This window comes from Flavobacterium sp. (assembly GCF_028712645.1).
Lineage (GTDB): Bacteria > Bacteroidota > Bacteroidia > Flavobacteriales > Flavobacteriaceae > Flavobacterium.
The window spans coordinates 18117-31570 of sequence record NZ_JAQTPQ010000009.1; the positions used below are offsets into that span (position 1 = coordinate 18117).

General features: G+C 29.5%; 18 protein-coding genes. 13 read left to right on the plus strand and 5 right to left on the minus strand.

Annotated features, from left to right (window positions below):
- Positions 1 to 34: 34 nt before the first annotated feature.
- Genes PHC28_RS01375 through PHC28_RS01390 form a run of 4 tightly spaced genes read right to left on the minus strand, consistent with a single transcriptional unit; the run spans position 35 to position 4113 of the window.
- Positions 35 to 1156, minus strand: coding sequence for a glycosyltransferase family 4 protein (locus tag PHC28_RS01375; protein WP_300095908.1), 1122 nt, complete (start codon positions 1154 to 1156; stop codon positions 35 to 37).
- Complete coding sequence (locus PHC28_RS01380) at positions 1153 to 2289, minus strand: glycosyltransferase family 4 protein (RefSeq protein WP_300095912.1); 1137 nt, start codon at positions 2287 to 2289, stop codon at positions 1153 to 1155. Before PHC28_RS01380 ends, PHC28_RS01375 begins: the two co-directional genes overlap by 4 nt.
- The gene (locus PHC28_RS01385; protein WP_300095915.1) at positions 2286 to 3413 is read right to left on the minus strand and encodes a glycosyltransferase family 4 protein; all 1128 of its coding nucleotides are present in this window, start codon (positions 3411 to 3413) and stop codon (positions 2286 to 2288) included. The genes PHC28_RS01380 and PHC28_RS01385 overlap by 4 nt, the downstream gene beginning before the upstream one ends.
- A 1-nt stretch (position 3414) precedes the next feature.
- Positions 3415 to 4113, minus strand: coding sequence for a glycosyltransferase family 2 protein (locus PHC28_RS01390; protein ID WP_300095918.1), 699 nt, complete (start codon positions 4111 to 4113; stop codon positions 3415 to 3417).
- 99 nt (positions 4114 to 4212) lie between these two features.
- Here PHC28_RS01390 and PHC28_RS01395 point away from each other — a divergent pair, with 99 nt between their 5' ends.
- Both PHC28_RS01395 and PHC28_RS01400 read left to right on the plus strand, forming a co-directional pair.
- A complete protein-coding gene (locus PHC28_RS01395) occupies positions 4213 to 4674 on the plus strand; it encodes a hypothetical protein (RefSeq protein WP_300095921.1) in 462 nt (153 codons plus the stop codon).
- A 49-nt stretch (positions 4675 to 4723) separates the two neighbouring features.
- Positions 4724 to 5431, plus strand: a complete 708-nt coding sequence (locus tag PHC28_RS01400; RefSeq protein ID WP_300095925.1) for a hypothetical protein — start codon at positions 4724 to 4726, stop codon at positions 5429 to 5431.
- Here the strand turns inward: PHC28_RS01400 and PHC28_RS01405 are convergent, their stop codons facing one another.
- Positions 5432 to 5692, minus strand: a complete 261-nt coding sequence (locus PHC28_RS01405; protein WP_300095928.1) for a hypothetical protein — start codon at positions 5690 to 5692, stop codon at positions 5432 to 5434.
- Between the two features lie 388 nt (positions 5693 to 6080).
- Here PHC28_RS01405 and PHC28_RS01410 point away from each other — a divergent pair, with 388 nt between their 5' ends.
- From PHC28_RS01410 to PHC28_RS01460, 11 genes are all read left to right on the plus strand, one after another.
- Positions 6081 to 6623 (plus strand): hypothetical protein, encoded by a 543-nt coding sequence (locus tag PHC28_RS01410; RefSeq protein ID WP_300095931.1) that lies wholly within the window; start codon positions 6081 to 6083, stop codon positions 6621 to 6623.
- Positions 6610 to 7092: a hypothetical protein gene (locus PHC28_RS01415; protein ID WP_300095934.1), complete on the plus strand. Its 483-nt coding sequence runs from the start codon at positions 6610 to 6612 to the stop codon at positions 7090 to 7092. The genes PHC28_RS01410 and PHC28_RS01415 overlap by 14 nt, the downstream gene beginning before the upstream one ends.
- 24 nt (positions 7093 to 7116) lie before the next feature.
- Positions 7117 to 7551 carry an archaellin/type IV pilin N-terminal domain-containing protein gene (locus PHC28_RS01420; RefSeq protein WP_300095937.1) on the plus strand — a complete coding sequence of 145 codons (435 nt, stop codon included), beginning with the start codon at positions 7117 to 7119 and terminating at the stop codon, positions 7549 to 7551.
- Positions 7551 to 8042 (plus strand): hypothetical protein, encoded by a 492-nt coding sequence (locus PHC28_RS01425; protein ID WP_300095940.1) that lies wholly within the window; start codon positions 7551 to 7553, stop codon positions 8040 to 8042. Before PHC28_RS01420 ends, PHC28_RS01425 begins: the two co-directional genes overlap by 1 nt.
- Positions 8036 to 8572: a hypothetical protein gene (locus tag PHC28_RS01430; protein ID WP_300095943.1), complete on the plus strand. Its 537-nt coding sequence runs from the start codon at positions 8036 to 8038 to the stop codon at positions 8570 to 8572. The genes PHC28_RS01425 and PHC28_RS01430 overlap by 7 nt, the downstream gene beginning before the upstream one ends.
- A 59-nt stretch (positions 8573 to 8631) precedes the next feature.
- Positions 8632 to 10167 carry a type II/IV secretion system ATPase subunit gene (locus tag PHC28_RS01435; protein ID WP_300095946.1) on the plus strand — a complete coding sequence of 512 codons (1536 nt, stop codon included), beginning with the start codon at positions 8632 to 8634 and terminating at the stop codon, positions 10165 to 10167.
- A gap of 1 nt (position 10168) precedes the next feature.
- On the plus strand, positions 10169 to 10333 hold the full coding sequence (locus tag PHC28_RS01440) for a hypothetical protein (protein WP_300095949.1): 165 nt from the start codon (positions 10169 to 10171) through the stop codon (positions 10331 to 10333).
- Positions 10330 to 11592: a type II secretion system F family protein gene (locus PHC28_RS01445; protein ID WP_300095952.1), complete on the plus strand. Its 1263-nt coding sequence runs from the start codon at positions 10330 to 10332 to the stop codon at positions 11590 to 11592. Before PHC28_RS01440 ends, PHC28_RS01445 begins: the two co-directional genes overlap by 4 nt.
- A complete protein-coding gene (locus PHC28_RS01450; protein ID WP_300095954.1) occupies positions 11592 to 12422 on the plus strand; it encodes a type II secretion system F family protein in 831 nt (276 codons plus the stop codon). Before PHC28_RS01445 ends, PHC28_RS01450 begins: the two co-directional genes overlap by 1 nt.
- Positions 12419 to 13105, plus strand: a complete 687-nt coding sequence (locus tag PHC28_RS01455) for a hypothetical protein (RefSeq protein WP_300095956.1) — start codon at positions 12419 to 12421, stop codon at positions 13103 to 13105. Before PHC28_RS01450 ends, PHC28_RS01455 begins: the two co-directional genes overlap by 4 nt.
- On the plus strand, positions 13099 to 13454 hold a 356-nt coding region (locus tag PHC28_RS01460), incomplete at its 3' end, for a hypothetical protein (protein WP_300095958.1). The genes PHC28_RS01455 and PHC28_RS01460, both read left to right, overlap by 7 nt.

Here is a 13454-nt window from a genome sequence, read left to right on the forward strand (position 1 = left end):
TAGTTGAAAAAGGATTTTGTTTTTTTTAGGATTTTCATTTTTTATGGTTTAGAACTTCTTTGTAAACTTGTTCAGTTTGTTCAACAATTTTGTCCCAAGAATATTTTTTAATTTCTTTTAATCCATTTCTTGCAAGTTTTTCTCTTAATTTAGGATTTTCAATTAATTTTTTTATGGCTTCTGCAATTTTTTCTGGAGAAGGGTCAATTAAAAGCCCATTGTAATTATTTTTTATGACGCATCTTGTTCCAGGAATATTTGAAGCAATTATTGCGGTTCCAGTTGCCATTGCTTCTAACAAAGTTGAACTAAATCCTTCCATTGAAGAAGGTAAAATAAGTATATCTGAATTGATATAAAATTCTTGAAGTTTTTTGCCTTCGACCCTGCCATTAAATTTAACTGATTTGCCTATTTTTAATGTTTCAGTTAATTCTATTAATTTTTGTTTTTCAAAACCCTCTCCAATAAGGTTTAATTGAATATTAAAACCATTAAGATTATTTATTTTGGTTAAAGCAATTAAAATCTTGTCAATATTTTTTTCAGGGGTAAATCTTCCTACAAATAGGAGTTTTATAAAATTAACATTTTTCTTTTTTATGGAGTTTATTATATTGAAATTAGTGGCATTGGGAATTATATGTACATTCGTTTTAATTATTCTGTATTTATTAATTACTAGATTATAAAAATCTTTATTTAAAGAAATTATTTTTGTAGCGTCTTTTAATACGCGGCTAAGAAAAAAAGATTTATATAAGGGCAGTAAAAAACCAAGATTGCCAGAAGCCACGGTGTCTGTTCTAATATGACAAATATAAGGAATCCTCTTCAATTTGGATACAAGCCAAACAATTTCAGGGACTAATGGTTGTGCAATATGAACATGCATTATAGAATCTTTTGGGATTTTCATAAGATTCCAAAATAAAGAAGGAATTATAGGAGTGTGAGCGAATTCCCACGCAGGAAGATAGTTTATTTTTAAATTTTTAGTTGAAATTATTTGTTTATCCTTTGGACAACCAATATTGGAGGTAAAAACTTCTATAGAATGACCTTTTTTTGATAAGTTTTCGGACAAATCTTTTATTCGTTGCTGCTGTCCCCCAAGACTTGGTGGAAAATATGCTGAAATTTGAATGATATTCATTGTATAAAAGCCCCATAATAAATTTTTTTAATTATACTCGCAACATTTTCCCAACTATATTTTTTTGAAATTAATCTTCGCCCATTTCTCCCCATTTTTTTTAAGAGGTTAGGATTTTTTAAAAGTTGAATTATTGAGTTTGCTAATGCTTGAGAATTTTTTGGTTGAACAATAATTCCGCAGTTATTTGATTTAATGTCTTCAGCAACCCCAACAATGCTTGTCGATATAACTGGAACTTCACAAGCCAATGCCTCAGTTAAAACCATTCCAAAACCCTCTTTATTATTTATCGAAGGCAATACAAATATCTGGGATTGATTATAATATTTTATTAAATCTTTATCTTGAACAAATCCCAAAAATTGCACATTTTTTGTTAAATTATTTTGTTCTATAATCCGTTTATACTCTTCTAAAAGTTTTCCTTTTCCACCAATAATTAATTTTATATTAGGTATTTTTATTTTTACGACTTTTAACGCTTCTAATAAATAATCCAATCCTTTGTACCTATGATATTCGTCTAAGATACTCAAAAAAAATATTTGGTTTTTTATTTTTCTTATTTTTATTTTTTTGAATTTATTTATATCAACTCCAGGCGGTATAAAAATAATTTTATTTCTATAGGGGGCTAAATAATTAGAGTAATTGATATAATTTGGCTGTATAATAATTATTTTATCTGCTAAATATAAATTTAATTTAAGAAAAGTGTTGCCATATAACCATGTTATTATTCTTCTTAAAAATCCGTCTTCTTTACTATAGATATCATTACAATAAGTTATTATCAACTTTTTATTTTTTATTTTTGCAATTAAAGCAGAAATATCTAATGACCAAGGAGTTGGTAAATAAGAATGGATAATATCAAAATCTTCTTTTAAAAGTTTAATTGGTAATCCTAAAGTAATATTTGTGTTTGCTATCTTTTCGAAATAAGTTAACTTATCTATTTTTATTCCTTCATGATTTTCGACATTAAGATTTGGCTCTTTTGCACATATAATTTTTACTTTGTTGTCTTGTTTTATTAATTCTCTAGAAAGAGCCAAAGCATAATTTTCTACACCCCCTATATAGGGATAAAATCTTGCGGGAGTCTGAACAATCTTTAATTTTTTCATCCACTATAAACCTCCTCGAATTTTTGAATAATATTTTCCCAATCATATTTTTCTGCTAAATTAATGCAAGTAAATTTCATTTTTTTACTTTGGCGAATTGTTTGATTTATTGTTTCTGCTAAATCGTTCTCATTTAAATTAGTTATGAAACCATTTTCAGAGTTTTTTATTAAATCTTTACTTGCATTATCCTTGTGATTTATTGTTATGACAGGAATTCCGCAAGCAAATGATTCGATTACTACAATCCCAAAACCTTCTCTTTCCGACGGCAAAACAAAAACTTTTGAAGATTTCATTAAAGAATAAACTTCTTTTTCATCTTGTAAAAATCCTTTAAAGAAAATATTTTTCTCTAGACCAAATTGCTTTGAAAGATTCTCGAGATTTTTTCTTTCTGGACCATCTCCGATTATTATTAATTTTATTTTTGCATTTTTTTCTTTTAAAAGTTTAATAGAGTTTATTAGAAAATTTACATTTTTATGAGAAAGTAACCTACCTACAAAAATAATATCTGACTTTTCTTTTGAAGATTTTATTTTTTGGATTTCTTTGAAATAAATTCCATTTGGAAGATTAATTATTTTCCGAGGATTTACTTTTAATTTTTCGATTAAATTTTTTGTTGTATGATTTGAAATTGAAATTATTTTGTCAGGAAGTTTTGAAGCTAATTTTTCAATAAACGCTCCGATAATTCCTTTTTTTCCAAGATATTTTTTCCAATACTCTTCCCCCCAAGCTTCATGCCAAGTTGCAATCAATTTTTTTCTTTTTAATAAACAAGCAAATTTACTTGGAAACATCGAGAATAAAGGCATTTGCTCGCAGTCGATTACATCAAAATCTGCTTTGATTAATGCTGGAAATAACTTTAACGAATAGATTATTGATTCTTTTATTGATTTCCTGCCATTAACATAAAAATTTTTTACTCTATAAACGCCATGAAGATAAATTCCTTTAATATTCATTTCTTTTTCCATTCCGGGCCATTGTCCAGTATAAAAATGGATTTCGTGTCCTTTTTCTTTTAATATGTTAAATAAATCCCAATATCTTTTTTCTCCTCCGCCTTTAAAAAATGGATAAACTCTATCGCTTACAATCACAATTTTCATTTTAGAAAAATCGTCCTCTTATCATTGCCCAGAGAAATCTAAAAGCGTCTCGAAAATATTGCAATGAAGAATGTCCCTCTCTGAAATTAGTTTCTATTTTTACTTCTTTGTAATTTAATCCATTTGAAATTACTCGCGCAGTTAGTTCTGCTTCAAAATCCAGTCCTTTTGCTTTTATTTCTGGGATTCTGCTTAATAAATCTTTTTTAAATAATCTTAGACCAGTTGTGACGTCAGTTATTCTTTTGCCGAGAATTATACTCCCCATTTCTGCTCCGACTTTATTTGCAAAAACTCTTCTAAAAACAAGTTCCTTGGGATAAAATAATTTGGAGATTTTCCAGATAGTATCAAATCTAGAACCGACGACTAAATCATTCCCATTTATTGCTTTTACAAGTTTTGAAATTTCTTGAGCAGGATAAGTATTATCTCCGTCAATTGTTACAATATAAGAACCTTTGGCGTTTTTGAATCCTGTTTTTAATGCAAAAGTTTTTCCCTGTTTTCCCTCGAAGATTACTCTTGCACCATGATTTTTTGCAACTTCTGAAGTTTTATCTTTAGAATTATTATCTACAACTAAAATTTCTGTGTCATAACCTATTTTTTTTAGTTCGGTTGTTGGGATATTATCTATAACTTTCCCTATCCCTTTTTCTTCGTTGTAACAAGGTATCAAAATTGTTATCTTTTTCATATTAACCCCAGAATCACCTTGCAAAAGTAGAAAATGTTAATTTATAAATCTTACTTTTGTCTAGGAAAGAATTAAATATCAGTTTTATTTTTTAGAATTATGAAATATGTTGCAATTGCTTTTGTTTTGATTGTCGCAGGTTTTGTCGTGGCTTTGCAATTTATCCCGATTGGAATTGAGCCACTTACAGAAATGTATTTTGAAAATCATACAGAACTTCCTGCTTATTTATTTCTTAACCAAACTTATAATTTTTCTTTTTCAATTCATAATTTAGAATATATTGATATGGATTATAATTATTCTATTGCTCTTGGTTATAATAATAAAACTTATGTTCTTGAAAAAAATAATGTGACTATAAAAAATAATGAAACGACGACGATATTTCAGGAATTTGCGATTTTGGAGAATTTTGAAAGGGGAGTAATTGATATTACTCTGGATAAAAATTTTGAGAATCCGATGCAGAAAGACCCGAATTTAATAAATAGAAGTATTGATATTCACTTTTGGTTTGAAGAAATTACAGGGCCGACAATAATTGTGACTTCGGATTAATATATTGCAGAATAATAATGCTTAAATATACTAAAAATTTATTAAAAAAATGGAAAGTGGGGGGAAATTATTTTCGGTAATATTTCTTTTACTAATTAGTATTGGATTTGCAAGCGCGCAGACACTTGTTACAGGACAGATTTATTCTTCGACATTTGGAAATCCTGCAAATAATGCTTATGTATATATAACTTGCACTCATAATGGGACTGAATATTCATTAAATACAAAGAGTATAAGTGACGGCACTTATGCAGTAAGATTTCCTGAAGAAAATTGTTCTGAAGATGATTCTGTAAAAGTTTCTGCATCTTATGGAGATTATTCAAGTTCTGATACAGATGGCGAGGGAAAAATAGAAATTTGCACTGACGATGATTGCACAAATAATAGTTATCTTGCGATTATAAATATTGTAATGACTAAATCTTCTTCTGATGGAGGAAGTCCTGGCGGAGGAAGCAGTTATTATTATTTTTGCGGAAATAATGTTTGTGATTCAGGAGAGACTGCTATAACCTGTCCAAAAGATTGTGCAAATATAACTATTTCTTCTAATCAAACAATAGCAAATGAAACTGAATTTACAAATCAAACACTTACAGCTCCTGAAGAAACGCAAAATTCTGGAAATGGAATTACTGGAGCAGTTATTGGGGCGATTACAAATAATAAATTAGCTTCTGTAATAATTTTTATAGTAATTGTCTTCGGAGCTTCAGTTATAGTTTTTGTAGTTAGAAAAAGAAAGAAATAATTATGCCTGTGCGCGATATAAATAATTTATTTTCTTTTTTCTGAAATTCTTTATTATTCCTGACAATAAAATTAGAATTCCCATAAAAGGAATTATTATTCCTGCTAAAAATAAAGTGAATGAAATTAAATTTTCTTTTTGGACTGGGATTTTTTGGATAGAAGAAATTGCATTTGCGGTTAGATTTTCTGGAATGAAATAAATAATTATAAAAATAATTAGTGCTGAAAAAATTAAGATTAAAGTTTTGCTCTTTTTCATAGGATGATTAGAAATTTTAGATATATAAAATTAACTCTAATCCATAAAACTTATATAGTCAGATTTTATTATTTTTTTGTAGACAGGCTGGCGCGTTAGCCCTGCGCCGATTGCAAGTGGGCTTTATGCAAGCTGCAAGGGAGAGTGTGAGATAAGGATTAAAAAGTCCTTTCTCTGACGTTGACGTTTTGTCCTGCTCGATCTTGCTTTTGCGAAATGGGTCAGTCCCTGACCGGAGCAGCCCTAAACAAGAGTTCAGATGCTAGTGGGAGTGCAGAACCGAGAAGGAGTAAGATAAACTTTTTATTTTTTGTCGAGCTATCTCCTGGTCTACATAAAATTTTTTAATAACAAAAACATATTTAAATCAAATTCTTATAATAGAATTATGAATAAAAGAGGGCAGTTTTATATTTTAATTGCAGTAGTTATTATTGGAGTTTTGGCTGGACTTGTTGCAGTTACAAATTATGTAAATACTTCAAAGACACCTGTAAAATTTTATGATTTGTCAGAAGAACTTGGAATTGAAAGTGAAAGTGTAATTAATTATGGAGTTTATCAAGAGCAAAACACCGACGTGCTTGTGGAAAATTTTACTGATACTTATTCTGATTATTTTCAGGCACTTGCAGGAAATAGCGAGTTGGTTTTTGTTTATGGAAATGAAACTAATCTGAGTATGATTACTTATAGCAATATTACGACAGGAAGAATTAGTTTGGAAATTGGAAATGTGAATACTTTTGTTGATGTCGAAGGAAAAAATAAAGAGAAAACTTCTTTGATTCCAGAATTGCTTCCCGAGTTTGGGAATTATGTGGTTGTAAATATTACTGATAAAGAATATAAATTTTCGTTGAATAAAGGACAGAATTTCTTTTTTGTTCTTGTTAAAAATATAGGAAATGAAACTTATGTTACAACTTAAAAATAAAAAAGCGATTTCTGAGATGCTCGCGTATGTTTTGTTGATTGTGATTGCACTTGCGATTGGCGGATTGGTTTATTCTTGGACTTTGCTAAATATTCCAAAAGATAATGAGAATTGTCCTGAAGATGTTTCTCTAATAATTAAAAATTATGCTTGCAGCGACGGATATTTGCAATTAAATTTGCTGAATAAAGGGCTGTTTGATATTTCAGGATTTTATATTCGAGCGAATAATGAAAGTGGAAGAGCGAGAACAATAATGTTAGAAGATACTGAAAGTAAAGAAGCTGGAAGAGTTGTTTTTTCAAAAGATTTAGAACCAGGAAAAGAATATCAAGCAAATTTTAGTTATGAAAAATATGGAGAGATAATTAGTGTTGAAATTGAGCCGTTTGTTTTGGGAAGTAAAATAATTTTATGTGAAGAGAGTATAATTAGTGAAGAAATTAATTGCACTAAAATTTAAATAGATAAAAATGTTTGTGGAGATATGATAAAAAAGAAAAAAGGGGTTTCGCCAATGATTGCGACGATTTTGTTAATTACACTTGTAATTTTAATTGCAGTAATTATTTATTGGTGGGCAAAAGGTTTTTTTGGAGAAGAACTTGAAAAATTTGGCGAGACAGCTGAACAAGCTTGCAATGATGTTGATATAAGCGTGAGTGCTTTCAGCGACGGGATTGATATAATTAATAATGGAAATGTTCCGATTGTTGGAGTTACAATAAAAAAAGTTAGTTCGGGAAAATCTACGACAGAATCTTTTGAATTTGAAAATGGAATTATTGTTGGAGGGACTGGTTCTGTTGAGACAGATATTTCTTCTTATGAGAAAATAATTGTTATTCCTGCAATTCTTGTAAATTCTGGAAGTGAAAATAAAATTTATACCTGCGACGAAGAAACTGGACAGGAGGTTTAATGGGAAATAATTATTCTGGAAATAATAAAGCGATTTCTGAGGTTATTTCAATGCTGTTGATTGTTATGATAACTTTAGGAATTTTTGCAATTGTTTATTCAGTTGTAGTTCCTTTTATAAAAAATTCTCTGGAAGACAGCAAAACCTGTTATGATGTTCTTGGAAAATTGGAAGTTGTCGAAGATGAATTGACTTGCTATAATAAAAATTCTCAGGAAATTTATGTAAATATAAAATTAAAAGATGCTGACATCGACGGGATTTTGGTTTCTTTGAGAAATGAAGTTGAAAGTAAAACTTTTGAAATTCCTAATTCAGATGAAGTAAAAATGTATTGGAATTATTCTGCGGCTCTTGAAATTCCCGGAAAAAATGAAGAGCGAACTTATGTTTTTGATTTGGATTTTATTCCTGATGGGGTTGTTGTTGCACCAATTGTAAATGAAAAAACTTGCGATGAATCTGCAGAGGTGAAAATTTTAGAATGTTAAAAAAATCTCAAGTTTGGATTGAAACAGTAATTTATACTTTGATAGGGCTGACGGTAATAGGATTAATTTTATCTTTTGCGACGCCAAAAATCGCGGCGATACGAGATAAAGCAATTATTGAACAGACGATAACTGCACTTTCAGATATTGATAAAGTTCTCTCTGATATTTCTCTTGCTCCTGGAAATATTCGCTATGTTGTTTTTACTTTGCAAAAAGGAAATTTAATTTTTAATGCACCTGCAAATGAAATTGAATTTATTCTTGAAGATAGTGCTTATACTTATTCTGAAGCGAATAAAGAGATTCCTGCGACGCAATTAAATTTGGGGACTCTGAATGTTTTTACAGAAGTTAATAAAACAACTAATGTGAAAATTTGGATTGATTATTCTGGAAATCTTGAATTGACTTATAATAATTTGGAACAAGGAAAAAAACTTTCGAGCGCTTCTGTTGCTTATAGAATTAGATTTGAAAATGAAAAAATCGACGGCGGGGTTGCATTAATTGATATAGAAAGTTCTTAATTTCCCGAGGACAGAGTTAAGTTTAAATAGAATATTTTTCTATTAATAAAAAAGGGAATATGGAAGAAAAAAATAATTTGTTGATAAATACTTCGCCTGCAATTCCGCGATTGTTGAGAATACAGGACAAGACAAAAGCAAATATAAGATATACTTTGATTTCTCCTTATGCTTCTGCACATATTTTTTGGGATAAAGAAAATTCTGAAATGGTTTATGGAATTGAAGAACCGATTTTAGATGAAAAAGAAAAAGAAATTTTGGAAAAAATAGAAGCAGGAATGAAAGAAATAATTAATTTGAATGTCGTTGTTGAAAAAAGTCAGGACAGCTTAATAAATTATATTGACAAAACAGCGAGGATGTTAATTGATGAGATTGGTTTGGATATTTCTGAAAATACTTACAAGAAAGTTTTTTATTATCTTTTTCGGGATTTTATTGGGCTGAATAAAATTGAGCCGTTGATGAGAGATTATTTTATTGAAGATATTGAATGTAATGGAATAAATACGCCAGTTTATATAATTCATCGACTTTACCGAAGTTTGAAAACGAATTTGAGATTTAATTCTATCGACGAACTTGCAAGTTTCGTCGAGAAACTTGCTCAGAGGGCGAGTCGATATATTTCTTATGCGTCGCCGATTTTGGATGGGACTTTGCCAGATGGGAGCAGAGTTAATGCAACTTATACAACAGATATTACAAGTAAGGGTCCGACTTTTACAATTAGAAAATTTACAAAAATTCCTTGGACACCAACGCAATTAATTGCTTCAAATACCTTGAGTCCTGAAATGATGGCTTATTTTTGGATGCTGATTCAATATAAAAGTAATATTTTAATTACTGGGGGAACTGCTTCGGGAAAAACAACTTTGCTAAATGCGATTTCTTTTTTTATTCCTCCTGAATCGCGAGTTGTTTCGATTGAAGATACGCGAGAATTAAATTTGTTGAGAGAAAATTGGTTGCCTTCTGTTGCGAGAACTGCAATTGGGCTTGGAAAATTTGGCGAGATTGATTTATATTCTTTGCTGAAAAATAGTTTTAGACAAAATCCAGATTATGTAATTGTTGGAGAAGTGCGAGGACAAGAGGCATATGTTTTATTTCAGGGAATGGCGTCAGGGCACGCGTCTATTTCTACTCTTCATGCAGATTCTGTTGATACAGTTATTAAAAGATTGGAAACGCCGCCGATAGAATTGTCGCCAACTTTGTTAAATATTCTCGACGCTGTTGCAGTTATGAGCCATGTTGTTGCAAATAAACAAGAGACAAGAAGATTGCGAGAAGTTACAGAAATTGTAAATGTAAGTCCAGATGGCGAGGCAATTACAAATACTCCTTTTTCTTGGAATCCTGCTGAAGATAAATTTTATTTTAAAAAAAGTAGCAAGACATTTGAAAAAATTTCTGAGAGATATGGAATTTCGAATGAAAAAATTATGTATGATTTTTCAAGAAGAGTTCGATTGCTTTATGAATTAACTAAAAGAAAAATTTTTGACGCGCACATGGTTCAGAAAATTATAAATGATTTTTATAAAAATCCAGACGGGTTGCTTCAAAGCATGGGGATACAATAAAATGGAAAATGACGACGCTAAAATTCTTCTTCAATTAATACAAACTCTTAAAGATTCTTTTAATAATTTGAAAAAAGCGTATCAGAAAAATAAATATCTTGAATTAGAAAGTTCAAAAAGAAATTTGATAGAAATACAAGAAAAAATTTCTAAAATTTTAAGATGAGCATTGAAATACTTGAAAAAAATATTAATCATGAAGAGCAACTCGCTGAGGAGCTTTATAAAATTAGTCGAGGGAAAAATAAAAACCCTTATATAAATTCTCTGAAAAACCAGATAAAAATAATAAATGATTCTATTCCTGCTTTGCTCGATGAAATTGAAATAATAAAAAAACTTGCTCCTGAAGAAAAAAAATCTAATCTTGTTCAGATGGATTATTCGAGGAGAATGATTGACGGCGAGAAAAGAATTTCTGTTTCAATTCCTGAAAAAGATAAACCAAAATTTATAAAATCTATTGAAATTTCTGAAGCTGCTGTTAAAAAAATGGAGAAACCCGAAGGGAGAAAAACAAATTATTTTACAAAACTTTCGAGCAAATTATTTTTTGATATTTCAAATTCTTTTGTGGAAAAAGGATATTTTGTTAAATTAAATTCTGATTTGCGAAAAGCAAATATAAAACTTTTGCTAAATACTTATCTTTCTATTATGCTTTTATCGACGCTGATTTCATTTTTTGCAGGTTGGATTATCTTTATCTTTCTTTTATTTTTTGATATTTCTGGAACTCTTCCTTTTATAACGATTTCTTCGGGGGAAATTGGAATGAGATTTGTTAAAAATTTTTGGGTTGTTATTGCTCTGCCTTTATTTACTTTTTTTATTTTTTATTTGTATCCATCAAGCGAGGCGAAAACTATTGGAAAAAAAATTGAGCAAGAACTTCCTTTTGTGGTAATAAATATGTCTGCAATTGCGTCGTCAAATATTGAGCCAAGCAAAATTTTTCAGATTATTTCTAAGTCAGGCGATGAATATCCTTGCACAAAAGGTGAAATTGATAAAGTTATGAATTATATAAATATTTACGGATATGATTTAACGACGGCGTTGAGGGCGGCTGCTGAAAAAACTTCAAGCAAAAATCTAAAAGAACTTTTTGAAGGACTTGCAAATTCTGTAACTAGCGGGACAAGTTTGACAAATTTTTTAGATAAACGTGCAGAAAGTTTATTGTTTAATTATAGATTGGAAAGAGAAAGATATACAAAACTTGCAGAGACATTTATGAATATTTATATTAGTTTAGTGATTGCGGCGCCGTTGGTTTTAATGCTGACTTTTTTTCTGATGAGTTTAGGCGGACTTGGTTTAAGTATAAGTTTGAATATGATTACTTTGCTTATAGTTTTGATAGTTATTTTAATAAATATTTTTTTCCTCGTATTCCTTCACTTTAAACAACCAACATACTAATGAAAATAAATAAAATAGAAATGTTTGGAATTATTTTTGCAGCGATAACTCTAATTGCAGATTTTATTTTTTTCCGAGGAGAAAATATTTTTTATTTTATTTTTGCGATTGCTTTGATAATTTGTGCTTTGCCATTTTTGATTTATTTGATTGTTGGAGCTGGAGAAGAAAAAGAAAAAGAAGAAATGTTTTTGGAATTTGCGAGGGATTTGGTTGAAGGAGTTAAATCAGGCGTTCCGATAAGTAAAAGTATAATGAATGTTAAAGATAAAAATTATGGGGCTTTGTCTGCGCATATTCAAAAAATGGCAAATCAAATTAGTTTAGGAATTCCTGTTAAAGATTCATTTGATATTTTTGCAAGAGACATTGGAAATACGACGATTATGCGGGCTGTAAATTTAATTAAGGAAGCAGAACAAACTGGCGGAAATATTGAAGTAATCTTGAGTTCTGTTGCGGATTCGATTAGCACGATAGAAAAATTGAAAAAAGAACGCGAGTCGGCGATATATAGTTTGGTTGTTCAGGGATATATTATTTATTTAATTTTTATAATTATTGTTTTAGTTATGCAATTTAAAATCTTGCCGATGACAACGGGAATGACTAATTTGGGAACGATTGGCGATGTCGGACTTTCTACGAGTTCAATTTCTGCAGAAGATTTATCGACGCCATTTTTGTATCTTTTAATTACTCAAGGACTTTTTGCTGGACTGATAATCGGCAAACTTTCTTCAGGAAGTTTGAAAGCTGGAATTAAACATTCAGTAATACTTATAATTATGGCAGTAATAATATCTACGGGGGCGCAGTTATTTGTATGAAATCAAAAAAATCTTTAAGCCATGTTGAAATGATGATTTCGTTTTCTTTGTTTGTAATTTTTTTGATTTTGTTATTTGCGATTTTTAATCCTTTAGAGACAAGTTCTTCGAATGAAGTTTCGTTAAGTATTATTGAAAAATGGATAAATGAAAATGCGGAGATTGATGTTAAGACAAGCACTTTAATAATTCAAACTGCGTCGGTAGGTGATTGTTTTTCAGTTGATAAAATTTCTGAAGAAAAGGTTGTTGCTTTCAAAGACGAAAAAAAAATAATTTCTGAGAATTCTGATAAAACTTTTTTAGAAAATAAAGGTGCAGGAGTTTATAGTTTATATTTTTCTGATTATTTTTCTTCTGGAAATTTTGATGAAGATTGTGTTGCTCTTTCTGATGGCGAGTATAGTTTTGGGGTTACAAAAGATGAAAAATTTTTGTTAGTGAGTAAAGTAGAAAAATTGGAAGAGAACTATTATTCTGATTATGAAAGTTTGAAAAAAGAAATTGGAATTTCTGGAAATGATTTTGAATTTATTTTGCAGGAAATAAATGGTAAAAAAATAATTAATGCGACGATGAATGAGCCGTCTGGAGTGAATATTTATTCTGAAAATATTAATGTTGAAGTGATTGATGAAAATGCCAATATAAAAAATTTGATATTAAATTTAAAAATATGGTAAATAAAAAAGGTTGGATAAGAATTGTCGAGGCGGTTTTTGCGATAATGTTGCTTGCGGGATTTTTAGTTTTTGTGGTAGTTGAAAAAAATGAAACTTCAGATTTTGGCGATTATGCTTATAACATTGAATCGAATATTCTAAATACTATTTCAAAAAATGAAACTTTGCGACAAGATGTTTTAGATGGCGAATTGACAAAAATAAATTCATTTATTGAATCTGAAATTCCAAATTCTTTGAATTTCTCGACGAAGATTTGCGAAATTGAAGATGTTTGTGGTTTGGAAATTTATCCTGGAGAAGTTGATGTTTATGCAGATTCTGTTTTGATTAGTTCTACTTTGCAAGA

Excerpts from the sequence above, each read along its gene's own strand:
- PHC28_RS01405 (WP_300095928.1), bottom strand. The coding sequence starts at position 5,692 with ATGAAAAAGAGCAAAACTTTAATCTTAATTTTTTCAGCACTAATTATT.
- PHC28_RS01415 (WP_300095934.1), top strand. The coding sequence starts at position 6,610 with ATGTTACAACTTAAAAATAAAAAAGCGATTTCTGAGATGCTCGCGTAT.
- PHC28_RS01425 (WP_300095940.1), top strand. The coding sequence starts at position 7,551 with ATGGGAAATAATTATTCTGGAAATAATAAAGCGATTTCTGAGGTTATT.
- PHC28_RS01390 (WP_300095918.1), bottom strand. The coding sequence starts at position 4,113 with ATGAAAAAGATAACAATTTTGATACCTTGTTACAACGAAGAAAAAGGG.
- PHC28_RS01450 (WP_300095954.1), top strand. The coding sequence starts at position 11,592 with ATGAAAATAAATAAAATAGAAATGTTTGGAATTATTTTTGCAGCGATA.
- PHC28_RS01420 (WP_300095937.1), top strand. The coding sequence starts at position 7,117 with ATGATAAAAAAGAAAAAAGGGGTTTCGCCAATGATTGCGACGATTTTG.
- PHC28_RS01445 (WP_300095952.1), top strand. The coding sequence starts at position 10,330 with ATGAGCATTGAAATACTTGAAAAAAATATTAATCATGAAGAGCAACTC.
- PHC28_RS01400 (WP_300095925.1), top strand. The coding sequence starts at position 4,724 with ATGGAAAGTGGGGGGAAATTATTTTCGGTAATATTTCTTTTACTAATT.
- PHC28_RS01435 (WP_300095946.1), top strand. The coding sequence starts at position 8,632 with ATGGAAGAAAAAAATAATTTGTTGATAAATACTTCGCCTGCAATTCCG.
- PHC28_RS01455 (WP_300095956.1), top strand. The coding sequence starts at position 12,419 with ATGAAATCAAAAAAATCTTTAAGCCATGTTGAAATGATGATTTCGTTT.
- PHC28_RS01380 (WP_300095912.1), bottom strand. The coding sequence starts at position 2,289 with ATGAAAAAATTAAAGATTGTTCAGACTCCCGCAAGATTTTATCCCTAT.
- PHC28_RS01430 (WP_300095943.1), top strand. The coding sequence starts at position 8,036 with ATGTTAAAAAAATCTCAAGTTTGGATTGAAACAGTAATTTATACTTTG.
- PHC28_RS01395 (WP_300095921.1), top strand. The coding sequence starts at position 4,213 with ATGAAATATGTTGCAATTGCTTTTGTTTTGATTGTCGCAGGTTTTGTC.
- PHC28_RS01410 (WP_300095931.1), top strand. The coding sequence starts at position 6,081 with ATGAATAAAAGAGGGCAGTTTTATATTTTAATTGCAGTAGTTATTATT.
- PHC28_RS01440 (WP_300095949.1), top strand. The coding sequence starts at position 10,169 with ATGGAAAATGACGACGCTAAAATTCTTCTTCAATTAATACAAACTCTT.
- PHC28_RS01385 (WP_300095915.1), bottom strand. The coding sequence starts at position 3,413 with ATGAAAATTGTGATTGTAAGCGATAGAGTTTATCCATTTTTTAAAGGC.
- PHC28_RS01375 (WP_300095908.1), bottom strand. The coding sequence starts at position 1,156 with ATGAATATCATTCAAATTTCAGCATATTTTCCACCAAGTCTTGGGGGA.